This window comes from Rhodococcus shunpengi, assembly GCF_048381395.1.
In the GTDB taxonomy this organism is placed as follows: domain Bacteria; phylum Actinomycetota; class Actinomycetes; order Mycobacteriales; family Mycobacteriaceae; genus Rhodococcus.
Genome location: NZ_JBLWIU010000028.1, coordinates 64,638 through 85,893 on the forward strand (window position 1 = coordinate 64,638; position 21,256 = coordinate 85,893).

The window sequence follows — 21,256 nt, forward strand, 5'->3', positions numbered from 1 at the left end:
AGCCGCTGACGGTAGCGACGAACATCGATGATCCTCTCGATGCCGCTCAGTCGTGTCCGGTGCCGCTCTCCCCGCGCATCTCGTCGTCGTCGACCTGCACGCGGACCCCGAGAGCGGATTCCAACGCCTCGAGTTCGGTGTCGAAGTGATCGAGCAATCTGACGAGATCCGGCACCGTGCGGCCGCACGCGGTCAACCCGAAGGCGATCTCGTCGTCGGTGCTTGTGCACGTGATGTTCAGCGCCTGCCCGTCGACGGGCACCGACAGCGGATACAGCGCGTCGACACGCGCACCGTTCCAGTACAGCGGGGCGTCGGGACCCGGCACGTTCGAGACGATCACGTTGAACGGCGGACGCGGCAGCGCCCGATTGCCGGTGAGCACCCCCACCGCCAGGGGTGCCACGCCCACCGCACTCGTCGCGAGACGACCGAGTTTCGACATCGAATTCATCGCGTGCTTGCCCTCGATCATCGAACCGCGCACACGCGCAAGCCGTTCCACCGGATCGGCGCACTGCGTTGCGAGGGTGCACATCAGGATGCCGATCTCGTTGCCCGACGAGCTCGTGCTCCGACGCAACGACACCGGAACCATGGCGACCAGCGAATCGTCCGGCAGCGCATCGTGTTCGGAGAGGAACGCCCGCAGAGCCCCGCCCGACAGTTCGAGGACGACGTCGTTGAGTGTCGCGTCGGCGGCCTTGGCCACCATGCGCAGTCGTTCGATCGGCCAGGACCGTGCCGCGAATCTGCGCGATCCGGAGATCTGACGGTTGAGGATGGTGTTCGGAGCGCCCAGCGACAGCGAACCCCCGCGATTGTGCAGTGCCCGGTCGACGGTGCCGACGATCGCCGGGACCAGTGCCACCGCCTCGGACACCACGTTCACCGCGTCGTTCATCACGCCGGTCGCCGCACGGACGACTGCACCGGGGAATCCGATCGCGGTGCCCACGGCCGACCGGCTCGTCGACCGGGCGTCGGCGACCGCCCACGGGGCCGGCATGTCGGTGCGGTCCGGGTCGGTGCTGAGTGCGCGGCGGAGCAGGCGCATCGCACCGACCCCGTCTGCGAGCGCGTGGTGGATCTTCACATACAGGGCGTAACGACCGTCGGCCAGACCCTCGATCAGATGCATCTCCCACAGCGGACGCGTGCGGTCGAGCAGCGAGGCGTGCAGGCGGGAGACGAGTTCCCACAGATCGTCCATCGTGCCCGGGGACGGCAGCGCGTTGAACCGCACGTGGTAGTCGATGGAGAAACGCGGATCGTCCTCCCACGCCCACTGACCGAGGGTGAACAGCGACCGGGTGGGCCGCTTGCACCACAGCGGCCCGGCAGGTTCCTCGCGGGAGAGCGCCTCGGCGAACATCGACCGCAGGTCGCTCGCATCCTCGCCTTCCGGCGGCTGGAACAGCAGCAGACCGCCGACATGCATCGGATGATCGCGCGACTCGCCGAGCAGGAACATCGAGTCGGTCGGTGCCATCGGTAACCGCATCGCGTTCTGTCTTCCTCCCCCACCAAGCACCGGCCACCACCGGAGCCCGCCCCCACGTGACCGGTCCCGGCACGTCGATGTGCTGTCAGTTCTACCCCAGAAGGCGCGGGTGCGGGGACCGTCTCACCGACGAATCTTCCGATGACGCGTCCGATTCGTCCGGTCGGTGACGTGCGACCTACGCCCTACATGTCCAGGCCGAAGTCGAGCACCGTGACGGAGTGGGTGAGCGCACCCACCGCGAGGTAGTCGACGCCCGTGCGCGCGTAGTCGGCGGCGACGTCGAGGGACAGGCCGCCGGAGGATTCGAGTCGCGTCCGCGGCGCGTGGGTGTTGCGCCGCTGCACCGCGATCTGCGTCTGCCACAGCGGGAAGTTGTCGAGCAGGATCAACTCGACGTTCTCGGCGAGCACCTCGTCGAACTGCTCGAGGGTGTCGACCTCCACCTCGCACGCGATGTCGGGGGCGTGCTCGCGGACGGCTCGCAATGCGGCGACCACCGAACCGGCCGCCGCGACGTGGTTGTCCTTGATCAGCGCCTCGTCGCCGAGTCCCATGCGGTGGTTGACGCCGCCACCCATCCGCACCGCGTACTTCTGCAGCGCGCGCATTCCCGGCAGCGTCTTGCGGCTGTCGCGGATCTTCGCCTCGGTGCCCGTCACCGCATCGACCCAGTGCGAGGTCGCCGTCGCGATGCCCGACAGATGGCACAGGAGATTGAGCATCGTGCGTTCGGCGGTGAGCAGGCCGCGGGTCGGCGCCTCGACGGTCAGGACCGAATCGCCGGGCAGCACCCGCTCCCCGTCGGACCTGCGGTCAAGCACGCGGTAGTGATCGGCCCCGATGACCTCGTCGAGGACGAGCAGCCCGACGTCGAGACCGGCGAGGGTGCCGGCCTGCCGCGCGACCACCGAGGCGGTGGCGACGGCGTCGGCGGGCACGGTGGCGTCGGTGGTGACGTCCGGTCCGTAGCGCAGGTCCTCGTCGAGCGCCTTCCGGACCAGCTCGCAGGTCTCGGCGAGGTCGAGTCCGTCGGGCAGCGCGGTGGTCATCTCAGTTCGCTCCTGTCAGTTCCGGTGTGGTGAAGGACAACTCGCCGTCGTCGAGGCGCAGTTCCAAGCTGTGTGCCTGCGCCGGGTCGGTGTCCGGATGGTCGCTGCGGGTGTGGCATCCCCGCGATTCGGTGCGGCGCTGCGCCGCGAGCAGCAGGGCCCGCGCGGTGACGGTGAGCGCCGCGTCCTCGAGCCGATCCGCGTCGGCACACGGCGTGGCAACGCTCGCGTCGTCGAGTTCGACTGCGGCAGCGGATAATCCGTCGGCGTCGCGCACGACCAGCGCGTGCCGGGTCATGAGTTGCTGCAGCACCGCACGATCGCAGACGGTCGCGGCGACGACGGGAACGCCGTCGGTCTCGACAGGCGTTCCGGCCCGTTCGATCGCCGCTGCCACCCCGGCGCGCTCGCCGAGGACGAGCCCTTCGAGAAGGCTGTTGGAGGCCAGCCGGTTCGCGCCGTGCAGGCCGGTGCGTGCCACCTCACCGGCCGCGTACAGACCGGGGATGCGGGTGCGGCCGTGCACGTCGGTGACGACACCGCCGCACGAATAGTGGGCGGCGGGAGCGACCGGCAGCAGATCCTGGGCCGGATCGAGACCGGCCTCGGCGCACATCGCCGTGATGGTCGGAAAACGCGTGGCGAACCCGTCGAGGTGACGTGCGTCGAGGTAGACGTGGTCCTCGCCGAGCGCGGTGAGTCGCTCGGCGATGGCCCGCGAGACGACGTCGCGGGGCGCGAGGTCGCCGAGCGGGTGCACACCGTCGGTGATCGATCGGCCGCGGGAATCGACCAGTCGCGCTCCCTCACCGCGCACCGCTTCGCTGATGAGCGGCCGACGTCCGGTGCCTCCTTCCGCGAACAGCACGGTCGGGTGGAACTGGACGAATTCGAGGTCGGCGACGCCGGCGCCGGCGGCCAGGGCCAGCGCGATGCCGTCGGCCGTGGCGCCGGGCGGATTCGTGCTGCACGCGTACAGCTGCCCGAGGCCACCGGTGGCGAGCAAGACGGCCGGGGTGTGGACGACGCCGTACCCGCGCTCGTCGAGGACGAGCAGTCCGGTGACACCCCGCGCGTCGGTGAGGACCCGGGCGGCAGCGGCTCCGAACAGGACAGGCAGGCCGGCCGCGCCGAGGGCGCGCTGTGCCGCTGCACCGAGGGCGCGCTGGACCTCGGCGCCGGTCGCGTCGCCACCGGCGTGGATGATGCGGCGGGTGCTGTGCCCGCCCTCGCGGGTGCGGGCGATGTCGCCGTCTCCGGCGGTGTCGAACACCGCGCCGAGATCGCGCAGGGCGGTGACGGCGTCGGGGCCGGCCGTGACGATCGAGCGCACCGCGTCCTCGTCGCACAATCCCCCGCCTGCGGCAAGTGTGTCGGCGACGTGGGCGTCGACGCTGTCGCCCACCGAGGCCACCACCGCGATACCGCCCTGGGCGTACTGGGTGGCCGTGTCGGTGGGGCCACCCTTGCTCACCGTGAGCACCCGCGCGCCGCGCCGGGAGGCGGCGCGCGCGGCCGTGAGACCGGCGACGCCACCCCCGACGACCACCAGGTCGGCGTGGTCCTCCCACGCGACCGTGATGGCGGTGGTCACTCGCCGCTGCCCGGGTTGCCGATGGCGATCATGCGCTGCACCGACAGGCGGGCCCGCTCGGCGACGTCGGCGGCGACGTGGACGTCGTCGCGTCCCTCCTGCAGGCAGCGGAGCAGGGCGGCGGGGGTGATCATCTTCATGTAGGGGCACGATGCGCGGTCGTTGACCGCCTGGAAGTCGATGCCGGGCGCAGCCTTGCGGAGCTGGTGCAGCATGCCGACCTCGGTGGCGACGAGGACCTGCTTCGCGCCGGTCTCCCGCGCGGCGTCGATCATGCCGCCGGTGGACAGGATCCTGACCTTGTCGTCGGGCACGAAGCCCTCCCCGGCGAGGTAGAGCGCCGAGGTGGCGCAGCCGCACTCGGGGTGGACGAACAGGTCGGCGTCGGGGTGCGCCTTGGCCTGCGCGGCGAGCTCGTCGCCGTTGATACCGGCGTGCACGTGGCACTCCCCCGCCCAGATGTGCATGTTCTCGCGGCCGGTCACGCGCTTGACGTGGGCGCCGAGGAACTGGTCGGGCAGGAACAGCACCTCACGGTCGGGGTCGATGGACGCGACGACGTCGACGGCGTTCGACGAGGTGCAGCAGATGTCGGTCAGGCCTTTGACCTCGGCGGTGGTGTTGACGTACGAGACGACCACGGCGTCGGGGTGGTCGGCCTTCCACTCGCGCAGCTGGTCGGCGGTGATCGAATCGGCGAGCGAGCAGCCGGCGCGCTCGTCGGGGATGAGCACCGTCTTGTTCGGGCTGAGGATCTTCGCGGTCTCGGCCATGAAGTGCACGCCGCAGAAGACGATGGTGTCCTCCTCGGCCTCGGCGGCGATACGCGAGAGCGCGAGCGAGTCGCCGACGTGGTCGGCGACGTCCTGGATCGCGGGAAGCTGGTAGTTGTGCGCGAGCAGCGTGGCGTTGCGCTCACGGGCCAGCCGACGGACCTCCTCGGCCCATTCCGGCGTCGCCTCGACGCCCGTGTATCCGCCGGGGCCGTCGACGATGGTGGCGGCTCCCGCCCACTCGGTCGTGGTCATGGCCTAGCTCCTTCGAGGGTGTCATCCCGGCGGGTTGTACCGGAATTGCCGTGTTCGAGGTTTTCGACTTAGGATCGAAAACATGCCACATGGTAACACCCGTCACGAAGTGCTCATCGCCGTGTTCCAGGTTCGCCGCTTCCCGGACGCCTCGGGAACCCTCCGCGAAGAACCCGAACTCGGGGTGCTGCTGTGGCAACGGGCCCTCGATCCGCAGGTCGGCACGTGGTCGCTCCCCGGCGGGCAACTACGCAACGACGAGGACCTCACGACGTCGGCGAGGCGGCAACTCGCGGAGAAGGTCGACGTCCGCAAGGTCGCGCATCTCGAACAGCTGTCGGTCTTCTCCGACCCGGATCGGGTGCCGGGTCCACGCACGATCGCGGCGACCTATCTCGGCCTGATCCCCCTGACCTCGGATCCCCAGCTGCCGGCCGATACGGCCTGGCATCCGGTCTCGGACCTTCCCGAGATGTCCTTCGACCACGGGGTCATGGTGGCGAACGCCCATGCGCGCCTGGCCGCGAAGCTGTCGTACACGAACATCGCGTTCGGCCTCGCGCCGGCGGAGTTCTCCATGTCGACTCTGCGCGACATCTATTGCGCTGCACTGGGATACGAGGTGGACGCTACCAATCTCCAAAGAGTGCTGGCGCGCCGGAACGTACTCACCCGCACCGGCAACACCGCACCGTCCGGAAAAGCGGGGGGTCGCCCCCCGGCGCTCTACCGCTTCACCGATTCCCGGCTGCGCGTGACGGACGAATTCGCCGCCCTGCGACCGCCGGTGTGAACCTCCCCGAAGAGGTCAGAAGGGCCGACCCATGATGACCTCGAGCAACTGCAGCGGCATCGTCAGGAAGGCCGACCCGACGAACAGCGCCGAGCGCAGCGGATCGCCTGCCAGATAGCCCTCGCTGATCCATTCCAGAAATGTCGACCGAACCCATGCCGCCCCTCCCCGTTCGTCGTGCACAGATCGTCATGCGATTCCGATGTGTGTGTCGGACACGAGGAGTCGCGCGTTACATGCTCGCGGACCGAACGCCCTCGGCCGAGCGCGTCAGGCCGTCGAGGACGGTCTCGACCAGCGTGCGGACGTAGTCGTCCGACGGGGGTTCGCCGGTGGCCGACCACTTCTGGGCGACCGGTGCGAACAGCAAGTCCACGGCGACATCGAGATCGAGGTCGTCCGGCAGTTGCCCCGCATTCTGCGCGGCCCGGAGTCGGGCCTTCTTCATCTCCCGCATCGGTGTGTCGAGCCGGTGTTCGTATTCCGCTGCGAGTTCGGGGTCTTCGAGTACCGCCACGGTCAACGCGCGCAGCGGGACGGCGAACGTCGGATCACGCAGCTCCGCCACGGTGGCCTGCAGCACCGCGATGAGGTCCGCGCGCAGGTCGCCGCTGTCGGGTAGTGCGGCCTCGTCCCCGGCGTCGCCCTGCGTGCGCGCCAGGTACGCATCGAGGAGCACAGCTCCCTTCGACGGCCACCAGCGATAGATCGTCTGCTTCCCCACGCCGGCCCGGGCGGCGATCGCCTCGATACCGAGTTTCGAGTAGCCGACCTCGGCGACCAGTTCGAAAGCGGCATCGAGGATCGCTTTCCGCGAGGCAGGGTTCCGCCGGGAGTGTCCGGTTTCGGGGCGTGCGGGCATGAGACGACGATACCGCACCGAGACGAGACGTTGCGTCTTGACAGACAGTCCTCCGTGGATCATTCTCGAATGAACGAGACGGACCGTCTCGTCTCATCCAGGAGGTGTCCATTGAAGACCCAACCGACAATCCCATCCTCCGTCACCCCCGGCGTGCGTCCCCGCACCTGGTTGATCACCGGCGCGAGCCGCGGCCTGGGCAGGGAGTTCGTCCGTGCCGCGCTGTCGAGAGGTGACAACGTCGTGGCCGTCTCACGATCGATCGAATCGGCCGATCTCCCCCGGGATCCGGAGCGTCTCCTCCGACTCCCGGCCGACGTCACCGACCGCACGGCGGTGTTCGCCGCTTTCGACAGGGCACGCGAACATTTCGGAGACCTCGACATCGTCGTCGACAACGCGGGCACCATGACCTACGGATTCGTCGAGGAGTTCACCGAGGAGCAGGCGCGTGCACAGTTCGAGACGAACTTCTTCGGAGCGATGTGGGTCAGCCAGGCCGCCATGGCGGCCTTCCGGAGCCGAGGACGCGGGCATCTCGTGCAGATCTCGAGCATCGGGGGCGTACTGAGCGGGGCCGGCACAGGGCTGTACAGCGCGAGCAAGTTCGCCCTCGAAGGACTCAGTGAAGCACTGGCCGTCGAGGCCGCGCATTTCGGCATCGACGTCACGATCGTCGAGCCGGGCGGCTACTGGACCGATCTCTACACCACCATGACGGTGAGCACTCCGCAATCGGACTACGACTCGCTGCGAGCCGAGATCGAGGAGCAGAGCGCGTCCACGAGCATCGACAGCCACCCCACCCTGGCCGCGCGGGCACTCCTCGAGGTCGTCGATGCCGACCGACCGCCGCGACGCATCGTCCTGGGCAACGCCGTGCTGGATGCGGCCGTCGCCGCCACCCGGGAGAAGATCGACATCTGGCTCGAGTGGGAGTCGGTGAGCCGTGCCGCGGAGGATGCCGTACCGGCGCCGGAATCCGTGGGTGGGGAGCGATCCGCGATCTAGAATGGGCGGATCGCGTGTCCGGCGGACCCAGGTCAGGTGATCCCATGAACGTCGACGACATCTGGAACACGATCGACGAGCAGCGCGCACGAACCGCCGACCTGCTGGAACAACTGACCGACGACGAGTGGCGCCGGCCGTCGCTGTGCGAGGGCTGGACCGTGCGCGACGTCGCCGCGCACCTCACGCTGCAGCAGCTCACCGTGGTCGATTTCGTCCGCATGGTCGTGCGTCATCGCGGCGGGGTGAACACGATCATCCGCGAGTCCTCTCGCGACCGTGCCCGGCGACCGACACAGGAGTTGATCGCGGACCTTCGGGGAATGATCGGCTCCCGGCGGCACAACGTGGGCATCACCCCGCTCGAGGCCATGATCGATCTGCTCGTCCACGGCCAGGACATCGCGGTACCGCTGCAGCGCGACCTGCCGATGCCACCGGATGCCGCCGCGGCCGGCGCCACTCGGATGTGGTCCACCCGCGGCACCGGCAAGGCCCGGGTCTTCGCCGACGTCCCGCTCGACGGATTCCGTTTCAGTGCAACCGATACCGAGTGGTCCTCCGGTTCCGGACCCGAGGTGCGGGGACCGATCTCCGCGATCCTGTTGCTGCTCGCCGGCCGTCGTGCGGGGTTGTCCCGGTTGGAGGGCGACGGCGCCGAGGAACTACGCCGACGGGTGGCGCCCGCGTGATGGGACGATGGGTGCCATGAGTGCCGACTCCCGCGTCCTGTGGACCATCGGCCACTGGACGTGTCCGCAGTCCGTCCTGCTCGACACGCTGAACTCGGCCGACATCGAACTCGTCGTCGACGTACGGAAGATGCCCGGTTCGCGCCGCAGCCCGCAGTTCGACGCCGACGAGATGCCGTCCTGGCTCGACAGTGCCGGGATCGGCTATCTGCACCTCACCGAACTCGGTGGCAGGCGGCCGAAACAGAAGGGTATCGATCCGGCCCTCAACGCGGGCTGGAAGAACGCGAGTTTCAAGAACTACGCCGATTACACCCTCACCGACGACTTCGAGGCCGGATTGGAGCGCCTCACCGAACTGGCCGAGCACCGGCACGTCGCGATCATGTGCGGTGAGCCGATGCCGTGGCGCTGTCACCGACTGTTGATCGCGAACATCCTCGCCGCACGGGGATGGACCGTCGTGCATCTCGTCAACAACGCGAAGCCTCGACAGCACGTGCTGGGACAGTGGGGCGCGACGCCGTCGGTGGATTCCGACGGGGTCGTGACCTATCCGGGCGATCCCGACGACGATGGGTAGAACCCGTCGGCCGTCGAATCGGGTCGGTGCTCAGCGCTGTTCGCTCATCACCGAATCGACGGTCCCGTGGCGCGAACACCGTGCCCACCACCCGTCCGGCGCGATCTGGACGATCATCCGCCGACCGCACCGAGCGCAGAACCGTGGCGGTTCGAGTCCGAGTTGCACTGCTGCGGAATGGGTCCGGACCGTCCCGTCGACGATCGCTTCGCCGGTGAACGGATCGAACATCAGATCGTCTCGCCGAGGGCCTTGATCGGCATCTTCAGTTCGCCGAGCAGATCGAGGTCGGTCTCCGCCGGCCGGCCGAGCGTGGTGAGATAGTTGCCGACGATGACGGCGTTGATCCCGCCGAGGATCCCCTTTTGTGCGCCGAGATCGCCGAGCGTGATCTCGCGGCCGCCGGCGAACCGGAGGATGGTGCGCGGCAACGCCAATCGGAAGGCCGCCACGGCCTTGAGCGCCTCGGTGGCGGGCAGCACCTCGAGGTCACCGAAAGGGGTGCCGGGGCGCGGGTTGAGGAAGTTGAGCGGCACCTCGTCGGGCTCGAGCGCCGCGAGGTCGGCTGCGAATTCGGCTCGCTGCTCGACGGTTTCACCCATCCCGAGGATGCCTCCGCAGCACACCTCCATACCTGCCTCGCGGACCATGCGCAGCGTCTCGAAGCGCTCCTCCCAGGTGTGGGTGGTGACGACCTTCGGGAAGTGCGAGCGGGCGGTCTCGAGGTTGTGGTTGTAGCGGTGCACGCCCATCGCGACGAGCCGGTCGACCTGGTCCTGAGTGAGCATGCCGAGCGAGCACGCGATCTGGATGTCGACCTCGTTGCGGATCGCCTCGATACCGGCCGCGACCTGCGAGAGGAGGCGCTCGTCGGGTCCGCGTACGGCCGCGACGATGCAGAACTCGGTGGCTCCGGTCTTGGCGGTCTGCTTCGCGGCCTCGACGAGCGACGGGATGTCGAGCCGGGCGGCACGCACCGGGGAGGCGAACAGGCCGGACTGCGAGCAGAAGTGGCAGTCCTCGGGGCAGCCGCCGGTCTTGAGGCTGATGATCCCCTCGACCTCGACCTCCGGTCCGCACCATGCCATGCGCACGTCGTGGGCGACCGCCAGCAGGTCGTCGATGCGGTCGTCCGGCAGCTGCAGGACCTCGAGGGTCTGGTCACGGTCGAAGCCGATTCCGCGACCCAGCACCTGGTCGCGAGCGATTTCGAGGATGTCGGTGCGGGCGGGCGCCTGGGTCACTGCCGTCTCCTGGGGTGGCGAGAACTTGAACATCGTTCAATTGAACAGCGTTCAGGTTAGGGCGAAGCGTCCGATAGTGTCAAAGGCACGAATCCTTCGGTTCGGATCCCCCGTGGCGTGGTACCGCCGCGGGCAGCAGGAGAAGCGGGAGCGAAGAAGCAGTGCAGTTGCGACGCGGCGACGTCCTCGACGGCGCCATGGCGATCCTCGACGAGTACGGGCTCGGCGACCTGACGATGCGCAAGCTCGCGTCGTCGCTCGGCGTCCAGCCCGGCGCGTTGTACTGGCACTTCCCGAACAAGCAGACCCTGCTCGGCGCCATGGCCGACCGCATCCTCGACGGTGTCGACGAACCGCCCGCGAGCGACGCCTGGGACGATGCCCTTTCAGAGCTCGCGCACCGTTTCCGTGCCGCACTGCTCGCCCACCGCGACGGCGCCGAACTCGTCGCCTCGAGCTACGCCTCCCGGCTGACCACCTCGCGGGCCCGCGATGCCTTCGTCGGCACCGCGGAACGCGCGGGTCTGTCGCGGGCGTACGCCGAACTCACCGGCTACGCGCTGTTGCACTACGTGCTCGGCCACACCGTCGACGAGCAGTCCCGCGCGCAGCTCGAGGAACTCGGCGCGCTCACGCGCGCACCGCTGTCCCCCGAGGTCGCGACCGAGCAGCCGGCCGAGGCCGACGACGACCTGCTCGACGGCGACCCCGCCGTCCGGTTCGAATTCGGTCTGCGATTGTTCGTCGACGGCATCCGCGCACGTCTGGAGACCCGTGCGACATCCTGATCCCACCGTTCCTGTCGGACCCGCCTCGTACCTTCGACGCTCGTGACCGCCCCCTGGACCCTCCAGCAGATCAACGCCGTCGCGCCCGATCCGTCCTCGATGACGGCTGCGCGCGGCGTCGCCTCCGCATGGCTCGAGACCGGTCACGACACCACCGCCCTGTGGGGACTGTGCCGCGGACGCGGCACCACGCCGTACCGCACGGCGATCGACCCGAGCGCTCCCGCCTACACGTGCACGTGCCCGAGCCGGAAACTGCCCTGCAAGCACGCCCTGTCACTGCTCGTGCGCTGGTCCGAGGGTGCCGTGCCGGCCGCGCAGGCACCCGACTTCGTCACCGGATGGCTCGCCGCCCGCGTCGCGTCCACCACACTTCCCGCCCCGGTGGACGAGCCGGTCAAGGCGCCCGATCCGGCGACCGCCCAGCGCCGCGCCGAGCGGGTCGCGGCAGGACTCGACGACCTCGACCGCTGGCTGACCGACCGCATCCGGCACGGCCTCGGGGCGGTGGATCACGGCTACGACACCTACGAGACGATCGCCGCCCGCATGGTCGACGCCCAGGCTCCCGGCGCGGCGTCGGCACTGCGCACCCTGGCCACCGTCGTGAACGACGAAACCGATTGGCCTGCCAGGCTGCTCGCCGAGTACGCGCGCCTGCACCTGATGACCGTGGCGTACCGACAGCGCGACGATCTGCCGAGGCCGCTCCTGCGTTCGCTGCAGACCCATCTCGGTTTCAGCACCCGTAGCGAGGAGGTCCGCGCCGAACCGGCTGTGCGCGACCGCTGGCAGGTCCTCGCCGTGCGCGTCACCGAGGAGAGCCGGATGTTCACCCGCAAGACGTGGCTTCGGGGGCGGTCGAGCGGACGCTGGGCGATCCTGCTCGACTTCGCTCACGGCACAGCACGTTTCACCACGCCGCTCCCCTTCCCCGGTTCGCTGGTCGACGCCGATCTGCACTTCTACCCCGGCGCGGCCCCACTGCGAGCCGTGCTCGGCCGACAGCACGGGGAGACGGAGCCGTTCACGACCCTGCCCGCCACCGGACTCGACGCTGCGCTGGACGAATACGCCCGCATGCGCGGAGCAGATCCGTGGTTGCGCACCTGGCCCGTCCTGCTCGACGCGGTCACCCCCACCGACAGCGAGGACGGCTGGTACGTCGTCGACCCGTCCGGACGGGCACTGCCGCTGGCCGGTGACGACGACAGCCGCTGGCGGCTGCACGCCGTCGCGGGAGGTCGTCCCGTCACGGTCTGCGGCGACTGGGACGGAACCGCTCTCGCTCCCGTCTCACTGTTCACCGAAGGACAGGTGATGACCTGGTGACCGCCCTGCCCGAATTGCTTACGACCGCAGCACTTCTCGGCACGGCACGCTCCGCGCCGGAGTTCGACGCGCTGCACACGGCCGACGCTGCGGGCGAACTCGCCGGAGACCCCGCCGCGACGCTGCTCGCCGCCGCCGCACTGGAGACGACCTTCCTCACCGCCGCGACCGTGCCCGTGGTCCGCGAACTGCCGTCGCCGGCCCCGGACGACGACCGTCCCGTCCTCCCCGGCGCGGCTGCCGAACGCCTGCGCGCGCTGCTCGCCGTCCGCTCCCCGCTGCTCGACGAGTGGTTCGAGGTGGCGGCCCGATTCCGCGCGTCGCACGACATCGTGGTCGACCTGCTGACTGTCGCGACCACCGACGCGGTGCACCGCGACCGGCTGGTCACGCTCACCGGTTCCCGCGGACGCTGGGTGGCAGCGCGCAACCCGGAATGGGCCGATCTGCTGCCGCCCGACCCGCTCGACGACACGCCCTGGCACGCCGGTCCGCCCGCCCGGCTACGCCGATGGTTCGAGGCGCTGCGCGCGCACGACCCGGCCGCGGCGACGGCGACACTCGCGGCGTCGTGGGGTGCGCAGACCGCGGCCCAGCGGGCCGAGCTCGTCGCCCTGCTCGCGGTCGGTCTCGGTCCGCACGACGAAGACCTGCTCGAACGCGCCCTCGACGACCGCAGCCGCAAGGTCCGTGCCGTGGCACTCGACCTTCTCCCCCGCCTGCCGGACTCCACGTTCGCGCGGCGCATGGCCGAGCGGGTGCGGCAGTGGTTGCTCGTCGACGGCTCGACCGTCACGCTCGCTGTTCCCGACCGGCCGGACGAGGGCGCACTCCGCGACGGTCTCGTCGACGATCCGGCCCGCGATCTGCTGGTGGCGGCGGTCGCGGCGGCTCCGCTGCCGATGTGGCGCGAGCACGCCGGAGACACGGTGCTACCGGAGTTCGATGTCGACGACACCGTCCGCACGGCACTGACGGAGGGGTGGGGCCGCGCGGCGGTCCGGCAGCGCGACGGCGACTGGGCTGCGGCGTTGCTACGACGCGACGGCACCGTCGACGCGGCGGTCGCGCAGGTCGTGCCCCGCGACATCCTGCTCACGCACCTGCGCGATGTGTCGCCGTCCGCGGTTCTCGACGACACGCTGCTCGCCGCGCTCCCGGCGCCGTGGCCGCGCGATGTCGCCGAGAAGGTGCTCACCGCGCTGTACACGAAGCTGACGACCACCCGCGTGGTGCGCGACGTGCTGACGTTGCTCGCCCACCGGGCACCCTTCGAGTTGGCCGACCTGCTGGCCGACGCCGCGAACCGCACCGACGATCTCGGTCGCCTGCACCTGTTCGCGAGCGCAGCCGACACCCTGACCCTCCGCAAGACGATCCACGAGGAGCTGAGTTGACCGACTTCGAGTCGACCCCCGCAGTTGTCGGCACCGATGAGGCCGAGGCGTCCGATACCGGCACGTTCGAGACCGGCGGGCCCGACGAATCCGGCGCATCCGACACCGGCGGGCCCGACGTATCCGACACTGCCGGGCCGGACGTATCCGACACTGCCGGGTCCGGCACCGACCTGCTTCGCCCGCACGCCGAACAGCAGTACGCGGACGAACTCGCAGCACTCGCGCGACTCGACCACCGGCCGCGCCCGCCGTCGTGGCAGCTGTCGCCGTGGGCCGTGGTGACCTACCTGCTCGGCGGCGAACTGTCCGACGGCACCGTCATCACCCCGAAGTACGTCGGCCCGCGCCGATTGATGGAGGTCGCCGTCGCGACCCTGGCAACCGACCGGGCACTGCTGCTGCTCGGTGTGCCGGGTACCGCGAAGACCTGGGTGTCGGAGCATCTCGCCGCCGCGATCAGCGGTTCGTCGACCCGGCTCGTACAGGGAACGGCGGGCACGACCGAAGAGTCGGTGCGGTACGGCTGGAACTACGCGCGGCTGCTCGCCGAAGGGCCGAGCGCCGCCGCGCTGGTCGCCTCCCCGGTCATGACCGCGATGCGCGACGGCGCCGTGGCCCGTATCGAGGAACTCACCCGCATCCCCGCCGACGTGCAGGACGCGCTGATCACCATCCTGTCGGAAAAGACGCTTCCCGTCCCCGAACTCGGCATCGAGGTGCAGGCGACGAAGGGGTTCAACGTCATTGCCACCGCCAACGACCGCGACCGCGGGGTCAACGACCTGTCGTCCGCGCTGCGTCGACGGTTCAACACCGTCGTGTTGCCGTTGCCGGCGAGCGAGGAGGACGAGGTCTCGATCGTCACCCGCCGCGTCGAACAACTCGGCGCCGCACTCGAACTGCCGGCCGTGCCCGCGGCCGCGGAGGAGATCCGCCGCGTCGTCACGGTGTTCCGGGAGCTGCGCAGCGGTGTCACGACCGATGGCCGGACCAAGCTGAAGTCCCCGTCGGGCACGTTGTCCACCGCCGAGGCGATCTCGGTGGTCACGGGCGGTCTGGCCCTGTCAGCGCACTTCGGCGACGGGGTGCTGCGGCCCTCCGACGTCGCGGCCGGAATCCTCGGATCGGTGGTCAAGGACCCCGTCTCCGATCGCGTGGTCTGGAACGAATATCTCGAGGCCGTCGTCCGGGAACGCGGCGACTGGACCGATTTCTACCGGGCGTGCCGGGAGATCACCGGGTGACCGACGTTCTCTTCGACCGCGCGGCTGCGCCCGCGGAGATCCGGGTCTTCGGAATCCGGCACCACGGGCCGGGTTCGGCGCGCGCGGTCCTGCAGGCACTCGCGGAGTTCGAACCCGACACCGTCCTCATCGAGGGTCCGTCGGACGCCGATCCGGTGCTCGCGCTCGCCGCGGCCGACGACATGGTTCCGCCGGTCGCATTGCTGGCCTACGCCCGCGACGAACCGGCGCAGGCCGCGTTCTGGCCGTTCGCGGCCTTCTCGCCCGAGTGGCAGGCCCTGCGGTGGGCGTACCTGCACGACGCCGACGTGCGGTTCTGCGATCTTCCGGCGGCGATGTCGCTCGCCGCCGAACGCGAGGTCGGCGACCGCGCGACCGACGATCTGCTCGGCATGCTCGCCCGCGCCGGCGGCTACGCCGATTTCGAGCAGTGGTGGGATGCGGTGGTCGAGCACGGCACCGCACAGGCCTTCGACGAGATCACCGACGCGATGCGGGCGCTGCGCGAAGATGTCGGGATCGACGACCACACCGCGCGACGCGAGGCGCACATGCGGCAGGTGCTGCGCGCGACGGTCAAGGCCGGGGCCCGCGCGATCGCCGTGGTGTGCGGGGCGATGCACGCGCCCGCACTGACCGGCCGACTCGGACCGGCCGCCCCCGACGCGCGTCTGCTCAAGGGCATGCCCAAGGTCAAGACCACTCTCACGTGGGTGCCGTGGAGCCACTCCCGGTTGTCGCTGTCGTCGGGCTACGGCGCCGGCATCACCTCGCCAGGCTGGTACCACCACCTGTTCACACAGCCCACGGACACGACCGCACGCTGGTTCACCCGCGTGGCCCGTGTCCTGCGCAAGGAGGATCTGCCCGTCTCGAGCGCCCACGTCATCGAGGCGACGCGCCTCGCCGACACGCTCGCGGCACTGCGCGGTCGCGCGGTGGCCGGACTCGACGAGGTCGTCGAAGCGACCCGATCGGTGCTGTGCGACGGCGACGACGTCCTGCTCGACCTCGTCACACGGCGGCTCGTCGTCGGCGAGGCACTCGGTTCGGTCTCCGAGGACACCCCCACCGTCCCGCTCGACACCGACCTGCAGCGGAATGCGAAGTCGTTGCGTCTCAAGCGGTCCGCCGAAGCGAAGAACCTCGATCTGGACCTGCGCCGCGAGATCGACGTCGCGCGGTCGCGACTGCTGCACCGCCTGGCGCTGCTCGGGATCGACTGGGGCACGCCCACGGAGAGCGAGGTGCGCTCGACCGGCACGTTCCGCGAGACCTGGACGCTGCGGTGGGAACCCGAGTTGTCGGTGGCGATCGTCGAGGCGTCCCGGTGGGGCACGACGGTGGAATCCGCGGCGGGTGCCACGGTGGGCGACCGTGCCGCACGCTCCGGGATCGCGCTCGCCGACCTCACCGAACTCCTCGAACGGGCGTTGCTCGCCGACCTGCGGACCACGATCCCGTCGCTGGTGACGGCGATCGATGCGGCGGCCGCTCTCGATCACGATGTGCTGCACCTGATGAGCGCACTGCCGACCCTCGTGCGCACCGTCCGGTACGGCGATGTGCGAGGCACCGATCTGTCCTCCCTGGAACACGTCTGCGACGCCCTCCTCGCGCGGGTGTGCGCCGGTCTCCCGGCGGCGGTCACCGGCCTCGACCACGACGCCGCCGATGCGCTGCGCACCGCGATCGACGATGTGCACCTCGCTCTCGCACTGCGCGAGGACCCGAGCGCGACCGGTCGATGGCTCGACACACTGACGTCGGTGAGCGAGCGCGACGACGTCGACGGGCTGCTCGTCGGCCGCACCACCCGGATGCTGCGCGACACCGGCCGACTCGGCGAACACGACGCGGCCGTGCGGGTCGCGCGAGCGTTGTCGGTGGGGTCACCCGCACCCGCGAAGGCGCGCTGGATCGACGGTTTCCTCGGCGGGGGCGGGCTCCTGCTCGTCCACGACAGCGCACTGTTCGACCTCGTCGACGAATGGATCAGCGGCCTCACCGACGACGATTTCGTCGACGTCCTACCCGTCCTCCGACGCACCTTCGGGTCGTTCGCCTTCGGTGAGCGACGCCTGCTCGGACAGACGGTGCGGGGCGAACGCACCCGCGGCACGGAGGCACCGCCGGCCGTGGACCGCGGCCGGATCGCCCTGACCGCCACCGCGTCGATTCTGGGAGTGTCTGCATGACAACCGAATCCGGCGACACCGAACGCCTGCGCCGCTGGCGGCTCGCACTCGGCGAGGCCGCGGAGGACTCCACGGGATCCCTGTCCTCGGCCGACGACAATGCGATGGACGCCGCGCTCGCCGCGCTGTACGACAGCGCGCCCGGCGACGGCACGGCACCGCGCACCGCAGGTCTCGGCGCATCCGCACCCCGGGTGGCGCGCTGGCTCGGCGACATCCGCACCTACTTCCCGACATCCGTCGTCCAGGTGATGCAGCGCGACGCCGTGGATCGGCTCGGGTTGACCCGGCTGCTCCTCGAACCCGAGATGCTCGAGGCCGTCGAACCGGACGTGCACCTCGTGGGCACGTTGCTGAGCCTGAACCGCGTGATGCCGGAGACCACCAAGGCGACGGCACGGACGGTCGTCGAGAAGGTCGTGCGCGAGATCGAGGCTCGCATCGCGCAGCACACCCGCACCGCCGTCACGGGTGCGCTCGACCGGTCGTCGCGGACGTCGAATCCGAAACTGCGCGACATCGATTGGGATCGCACGATCCGCGCGAACCTGGCCCACTATCTGCCGGAGCATCGCACGGTGGTGCCCGAGAAGCTGGTGGGCTACGGGCGCCGCTCCCAGGCGGTGAAACGCGACGTGGTGCTCGCGGTGGACCAGTCCGGGTCGATGGCGTCGAGCGTGGTCTACGCGTCGGTGTTCGCGGCGGTCCTGGCGTCGATGCGGGCACTGCGGACCTCGCTGGTCGTCTTCGACACCGCGGTGGTGGATCTGACCGACAAGCTCGCCGATCCGGTGGACGTGCTGTTCGGCACCCAGCTCGGCGGCGGCACCGACATCAATCGGGCGATCGCCTACAGCAGGTCGCTCATCACGCGCCCGGCCGATTCGCTGTTCGTGCTCATCTCGGATCTGTACGAGGGCGGCATCCGCGCCGAGATGCTCTCGCGCATCCGGGAGATACTCGCCGCGGGTGTGCAGGTCGTGGTGTTGCTGGCGCTGTCCGACGACGGGGCGCCGTCCTTCGACCGCGACAACGCTGCGGCGCTCGCCGAACTCGGGGTTCCCGCCTTCGCGTGCACGCCCGACCGGTTCCCGGAACTGCTCGCCGTCGCGCTCGAACGGGGTGACGTCGGACGCTGGTCGCAGTCCGGGTGAACGCCGGAGACCCGTACGGGGTGGCGACGACGGTGCGGCGATCCGGGGTTCAGTGGGCCGGTTCCCCAGGGGAGCCGACCGTGACGTCGCCGTCCTCCTCGGCGTACCGCTCGAGCAGCGCGATCTCGGTGGCGTGGGACGGGAACACGAAGGCCACCAGGGCCGCTCCGACCAGCACGATCGCAATCGCGGCCGTGTAGGCGCGGGTGTCGCCGTCGAGGAAGGCCGACCGGGCGGCCTCGATGATCTGCGGCGCGTACTGCGGATAGTGTTCGGCGATCCCGACCGCACCGGCGAACGACTTCTCCAGTGCGGTCTCGGTCTGCTCGTCGACCGCCGCGGCCTGCGGACTCGCCGCGATCGTCGCGGCGAGCGAGGCCGAGTACCCGGCCGTGAGAAGTGCGCCGAGGATCGACTGGACGATCGCGCCACCGAGATCGCGTTGCAGATCGGCCGTGCCGGAGGCCATCCCGGCACGGGCGACCGGAACCGAGCCGGTGAGCGAATGCGAGGCCGGGGTACCGGCGAGACCGACACCGGCTCCGAGGCACACGAAGCTCAGGGCGACCACCCAGTAGTGCGCGTCCTCGTCCCACAGCATCAGTGCGACGACGAGCCCGGCCACGATCGCCACGTAACCGGACAGCAGCGTGAAGCGGGAGCCGCGCGACCCGACGAGTTTCGCCGATTGCGGCGCCACCAGCACCATCACGAATGCTGCGGGCAGCGCCGCCGATCCGGCCGCGAGCGTCGAGTAACCGAGCACGTTCTGCAGGTACTGCTGACTGATGTACATCGTGCCCATCAGGGTGCCGAACACGATGATGCCCGCGACGGCCGCGACCCAGAACACGCGACGCCGGGCGACCCGCAGGTCGAACAGGGGATTCGCCGCGCGCAGCTGGCGCATGACGAAGAGGACCACCGCGACGAGAGCGATCACGAGAGCGGACACCGCGATGGTCTCCATCCCGTCGACGGGCACGAAGTTGATGCCGAGGACGAGCGAGCCGACCAACACGATCGAGACCACGCCGCCGAGATGATCGACCGGATCGGTCGACTCGTTGACGTGGCTCGGCACGAACATCCAGGTCAGGGCGAGAGCGATCAGCGCGAGCGGGATCGTCACCAGGAAGACCGAACCCCAGAAGAACTGTTCGAGCAGGGTGCCGGCGACGAGCGGGCCGAGCGCGGTCAGGCCACCGCCGATCGACGACCACAATGCGATCGCGCGCGTGCGGGCTGCGCCCGACCACAGTGCGGTGATCAGGGCCAAGGTGGTGGGGAACGCCAGACCGGCGGAGACACCGCCGAGCACCCGCGCCGCGAACAGCACCTCGGTGCTCGGCGCGAACCCGGCGACCGCCGAGGCCGGAACCGACAACGCCATGCCGAGCAGCAGCATCGTCTTGCGTCCGTAACGGTCGCCGACGGCACCGAGGTAGAGCACCGACGCGGCGAGGCCGACGGAATAACCCACGGCGACGAGGTTGAGCTGGGTCTGGCTCCCGTCGAACGCCTTCCCGATCTCGGGCAGTGCCACGTTCGCGACGGCGAGGTTCAGGTTCGCCACGGCGGCGACGAGGATCAGCGAGGCCAGCACCGGCTTCGCGCGTGCCGGCCGACCGTCGTCAGGTGGGGTCACGGACACATAGTGCGCGCTCGAGCGGCTGCCCTGCGCGGTTTCCGGCGGGTTTTCACCTTCGGTCACCCACCGGGTTAGGATCGCCTCACTTGTTGATCGACAGACTCGAGGCCCGTCATGACACGCCGATCCGCTGCGTTGCTCCGTTCCGCCGCTCTGTTCACGGCCACCGCGATCGCGCTGACCGCGTGCGGGTCGTCCGACACGGAGTCCGACTCCGGGTCGGCGCCGGCCGACGGCGCCTTCCCCGTCACCGTCGACACGAAGTTCGGGGAGGTCACCATCGAATCCGCCCCCGAACGCGTCGCGGCTCTGGGCTGGGGCGACGCCGAAACTGCACTGGCCCTCGGCGTTCAGCCGGTGGCGGCGAGCGACTGGCTCGCCTTCGGCGGCGACGGCGTGGGGCCGTGGGCGCAGGGGCTGTACGACTCGCCGCCGGAGCTCATCGGCACGATCGAGCCGTCCTTCGAGATGCTCGCGGCGCAGGAGCCCGATCTGATCCTCGACACCAAGAGTTCCGGTGAGCCGGCCCGCTACGAGACGCTGTCGGGGATCGCCCCCACCGTCGCCGGCCCGGAAGGCAGCGACGCCTATCTGACGTCGCTCGACGACCAGGTGACCTCCGTGGCAGCGGCTCTCGGTGTCCCGGACAAGGGCGCCGAACTGCTGTCGCAGATCGATGCGGACTTCGAGCAGGCCGCCGCCGACAACCCGGAGTTCGCGGGCAAGACCGTCACCGTCGCCTCCTACACGTCGGAGGGGTGGGGCGCCTACGTCGTCGGCGACTCGCGCGTCGACTTCATGACCGAGCTCGGCTTCGTGAACAATCCGCAGGTGCAGGCCGCGGCGACGGACGACTTCTTCATCACCGTCTCCGACGAGAACCTGAACATGCTCGATGCCGACCTGCTGATCGTGCTGCCGATCTACGTGCCGGCCGCCGAGGTGACCGACAACCCCGTCTTCCAGCAGATCCCGGCGGTGCGCGACGGCCGGTTCCTCGTGCTCGACAGCGATTCCGACATCTCTGCGGCGTTCTCGACGAACTCGGTGCTGTCGGTTCCGTTCGCGCTCGACGAGCTGGTTCCGCTGGTGGCCGAACGCGTGAACTGAGCCGGTTCCTGCGTCC

At 69.9% G+C, this 21,256-nt stretch carries 20 protein-coding genes; 11 read left to right on the forward strand and 9 right to left on the reverse strand.

Features of this window, described 5'->3' with window-relative positions; genetic code table 11:
* Positions 1 to 46 precede the first annotated feature (46 nt).
* The 4 genes from ACNJ7K_RS16280 to nadA all read right to left on the reverse strand — a co-directional run bounded on the left by ACNJ7K_RS16280 (position 47) and on the right by nadA (position 5,178).
* On the reverse strand, positions 47 to 1,492 hold the full coding sequence (locus tag ACNJ7K_RS16280) for a WS/DGAT/MGAT family O-acyltransferase (protein ID WP_487041931.1): 1,446 nt from the start codon (positions 1,490 to 1,492) through the stop codon (positions 47 to 49).
* A gap of 197 nt (positions 1,493 to 1,689) precedes the next feature.
* Entirely contained in the window at positions 1,690 to 2,556 is an 867-nt protein-coding gene (gene nadC, locus ACNJ7K_RS16285) for a carboxylating nicotinate-nucleotide diphosphorylase (protein ID WP_120283144.1), read from the reverse strand.
* Position 2,557: 1 nt separating this feature from the next.
* The gene (locus tag ACNJ7K_RS16290; protein ID WP_487041932.1) at positions 2,558 to 4,150 is read right to left on the reverse strand and encodes an L-aspartate oxidase; all 1,593 of its coding nucleotides are present in this window, start codon (positions 4,148 to 4,150) and stop codon (positions 2,558 to 2,560) included.
* Complete coding sequence (nadA, locus tag ACNJ7K_RS16295) at positions 4,147 to 5,178, reverse strand: quinolinate synthase NadA (protein ID WP_487041933.1); 1,032 nt, start codon at positions 5,176 to 5,178, stop codon at positions 4,147 to 4,149. The genes ACNJ7K_RS16290 and nadA overlap by 4 nt, the downstream gene beginning before the upstream one ends.
* Before the next feature lie 82 nt (positions 5,179 to 5,260).
* On the opposite strand from nadA, the gene ACNJ7K_RS16300 reads away from it, so the two are divergent.
* Positions 5,261 to 5,971: an NUDIX hydrolase gene (locus ACNJ7K_RS16300; protein WP_487041934.1), complete on the forward strand. Its 711-nt coding sequence runs from the start codon at positions 5,261 to 5,263 to the stop codon at positions 5,969 to 5,971.
* Positions 5,972 to 5,986: 15 nt separating this feature from the next.
* Here ACNJ7K_RS16300 and ACNJ7K_RS16305 read toward each other — a convergent pair whose 3' ends face one another.
* Both ACNJ7K_RS16305 and ACNJ7K_RS16310 read right to left on the reverse strand, forming a co-directional pair.
* Positions 5,987 to 6,154 (reverse strand): hypothetical protein, encoded by a 168-nt coding sequence (locus tag ACNJ7K_RS16305; RefSeq protein ID WP_487041935.1) that lies wholly within the window; start codon positions 6,152 to 6,154, stop codon positions 5,987 to 5,989.
* A gap of 49 nt (positions 6,155 to 6,203) precedes the next feature.
* Positions 6,204 to 6,833, reverse strand: coding sequence for a TetR/AcrR family transcriptional regulator (locus ACNJ7K_RS16310; protein WP_088898477.1), 630 nt, complete (start codon positions 6,831 to 6,833; stop codon positions 6,204 to 6,206).
* 153 nt (positions 6,834 to 6,986) lie between these two features.
* On the opposite strand from ACNJ7K_RS16310, the gene ACNJ7K_RS16315 reads away from it, so the two are divergent.
* Genes ACNJ7K_RS16315 through ACNJ7K_RS16325 form a run of 3 tightly spaced genes read left to right on the forward strand, consistent with a single transcriptional unit; the run spans position 6,987 to position 9,119 of the window.
* The gene (locus ACNJ7K_RS16315) at positions 6,987 to 7,844 is read left to right on the forward strand and encodes an SDR family NAD(P)-dependent oxidoreductase (protein ID WP_487041936.1); all 858 of its coding nucleotides are present in this window, start codon (positions 6,987 to 6,989) and stop codon (positions 7,842 to 7,844) included.
* A gap of 44 nt (positions 7,845 to 7,888) precedes the next feature.
* Entirely contained in the window at positions 7,889 to 8,536 is a 648-nt protein-coding gene (locus tag ACNJ7K_RS16320; RefSeq protein ID WP_088898437.1) for a maleylpyruvate isomerase family mycothiol-dependent enzyme, read from the forward strand.
* 16 nt (positions 8,537 to 8,552) lie between these two features.
* Positions 8,553 to 9,119 (forward strand): DUF488 domain-containing protein, encoded by a 567-nt coding sequence (locus tag ACNJ7K_RS16325; RefSeq protein ID WP_487041937.1) that lies wholly within the window; start codon positions 8,553 to 8,555, stop codon positions 9,117 to 9,119.
* Between the two features lie 30 nt (positions 9,120 to 9,149).
* Here ACNJ7K_RS16325 and bsaP read toward each other — a convergent pair whose 3' ends face one another.
* Both bsaP and bioB read right to left on the reverse strand, forming a co-directional pair.
* Positions 9,150 to 9,350, reverse strand: a complete 201-nt coding sequence (gene bsaP, locus ACNJ7K_RS16330) for a biotin synthase auxiliary protein BsaP (RefSeq protein ID WP_120283154.1) — start codon at positions 9,348 to 9,350, stop codon at positions 9,150 to 9,152.
* A complete protein-coding gene (gene bioB / locus ACNJ7K_RS16335; RefSeq protein WP_088898478.1) occupies positions 9,350 to 10,363 on the reverse strand; it encodes a biotin synthase BioB in 1,014 nt (337 codons plus the stop codon). The genes bsaP and bioB overlap by 1 nt, the downstream gene beginning before the upstream one ends.
* Before the next feature lie 161 nt (positions 10,364 to 10,524).
* Between bioB and ACNJ7K_RS16340 the strand changes: the two genes are divergently transcribed.
* From ACNJ7K_RS16340 to ACNJ7K_RS16365, 6 genes are all read left to right on the forward strand, one after another.
* A complete protein-coding gene (locus tag ACNJ7K_RS16340; protein WP_487041938.1) occupies positions 10,525 to 11,151 on the forward strand; it encodes a TetR/AcrR family transcriptional regulator C-terminal domain-containing protein in 627 nt (208 codons plus the stop codon).
* A gap of 42 nt (positions 11,152 to 11,193) precedes the next feature.
* Positions 11,194 to 12,483 (forward strand): SWIM zinc finger family protein, encoded by a 1,290-nt coding sequence (locus ACNJ7K_RS16345; protein ID WP_487041939.1) that lies wholly within the window; start codon positions 11,194 to 11,196, stop codon positions 12,481 to 12,483.
* Complete coding sequence (locus tag ACNJ7K_RS16350) at positions 12,480 to 13,880, forward strand: DUF5691 domain-containing protein (protein ID WP_487041940.1); 1,401 nt, start codon at positions 12,480 to 12,482, stop codon at positions 13,878 to 13,880. The genes ACNJ7K_RS16345 and ACNJ7K_RS16350 overlap by 4 nt, the downstream gene beginning before the upstream one ends.
* A 173-nt stretch (positions 13,881 to 14,053) precedes the next feature.
* Positions 14,054 to 15,127 carry an ATP-binding protein gene (locus tag ACNJ7K_RS16355; protein WP_487041965.1) on the forward strand — a complete coding sequence of 358 codons (1,074 nt, stop codon included), beginning with the start codon at positions 14,054 to 14,056 and terminating at the stop codon, positions 15,125 to 15,127.
* Complete coding sequence (locus ACNJ7K_RS16360; RefSeq protein WP_159418074.1) at positions 15,124 to 17,325, forward strand: DUF5682 family protein; 2,202 nt, start codon at positions 15,124 to 15,126, stop codon at positions 17,323 to 17,325. Before ACNJ7K_RS16355 ends, ACNJ7K_RS16360 begins: the two co-directional genes overlap by 4 nt.
* Positions 17,322 to 18,479, forward strand: coding sequence for a VWA domain-containing protein (locus ACNJ7K_RS16365; RefSeq protein WP_487041941.1), 1,158 nt, complete (start codon positions 17,322 to 17,324; stop codon positions 18,477 to 18,479). The genes ACNJ7K_RS16360 and ACNJ7K_RS16365 overlap by 4 nt, the downstream gene beginning before the upstream one ends.
* A gap of 49 nt (positions 18,480 to 18,528) precedes the next feature.
* On the opposite strand, the gene ACNJ7K_RS16370 is transcribed toward ACNJ7K_RS16365, so the two are convergent.
* Positions 18,529 to 20,133: an MFS transporter gene (locus ACNJ7K_RS16370; protein ID WP_487041966.1), complete on the reverse strand. Its 1,605-nt coding sequence runs from the start codon at positions 20,131 to 20,133 to the stop codon at positions 18,529 to 18,531.
* 111 nt (positions 20,134 to 20,244) lie between these two features.
* On the opposite strand from ACNJ7K_RS16370, the gene ACNJ7K_RS16375 reads away from it, so the two are divergent.
* The gene (locus ACNJ7K_RS16375) at positions 20,245 to 21,240 is read left to right on the forward strand and encodes an iron-siderophore ABC transporter substrate-binding protein (RefSeq protein ID WP_088898446.1); all 996 of its coding nucleotides are present in this window, start codon (positions 20,245 to 20,247) and stop codon (positions 21,238 to 21,240) included.
* The last annotated feature ends 16 nt before the right edge of the window (positions 21,241 to 21,256 follow it).

Excerpts from the sequence above, each read along its gene's own strand:
- nadA (WP_487041933.1), bottom strand. The coding sequence starts at position 5,178 with ATGACCACGACCGAGTGGGCGGGAGCCGCCACCATCGTCGACGGCCCC.
- nadC (WP_120283144.1), bottom strand. The coding sequence starts at position 2,556 with ATGACCACCGCGCTGCCCGACGGACTCGACCTCGCCGAGACCTGCGAG.
- ACNJ7K_RS16320 (WP_088898437.1), top strand. The coding sequence starts at position 7,889 with ATGAACGTCGACGACATCTGGAACACGATCGACGAGCAGCGCGCACGA.
- ACNJ7K_RS16300 (WP_487041934.1), top strand. The coding sequence starts at position 5,261 with ATGCCACATGGTAACACCCGTCACGAAGTGCTCATCGCCGTGTTCCAG.
- ACNJ7K_RS16310 (WP_088898477.1), bottom strand. The coding sequence starts at position 6,833 with ATGCCCGCACGCCCCGAAACCGGACACTCCCGGCGGAACCCTGCCTCG.
- ACNJ7K_RS16365 (WP_487041941.1), top strand. The coding sequence starts at position 17,322 with ATGACAACCGAATCCGGCGACACCGAACGCCTGCGCCGCTGGCGGCTC.
- ACNJ7K_RS16375 (WP_088898446.1), top strand. The coding sequence starts at position 20,245 with ATGACACGCCGATCCGCTGCGTTGCTCCGTTCCGCCGCTCTGTTCACG.
- ACNJ7K_RS16280 (WP_487041931.1), bottom strand. The coding sequence starts at position 1,492 with ATGGCACCGACCGACTCGATGTTCCTGCTCGGCGAGTCGCGCGATCAT.
- ACNJ7K_RS16325 (WP_487041937.1), top strand. The coding sequence starts at position 8,553 with ATGAGTGCCGACTCCCGCGTCCTGTGGACCATCGGCCACTGGACGTGT.
- bsaP (WP_120283154.1), bottom strand. The coding sequence starts at position 9,350 with ATGTTCGATCCGTTCACCGGCGAAGCGATCGTCGACGGGACGGTCCGG.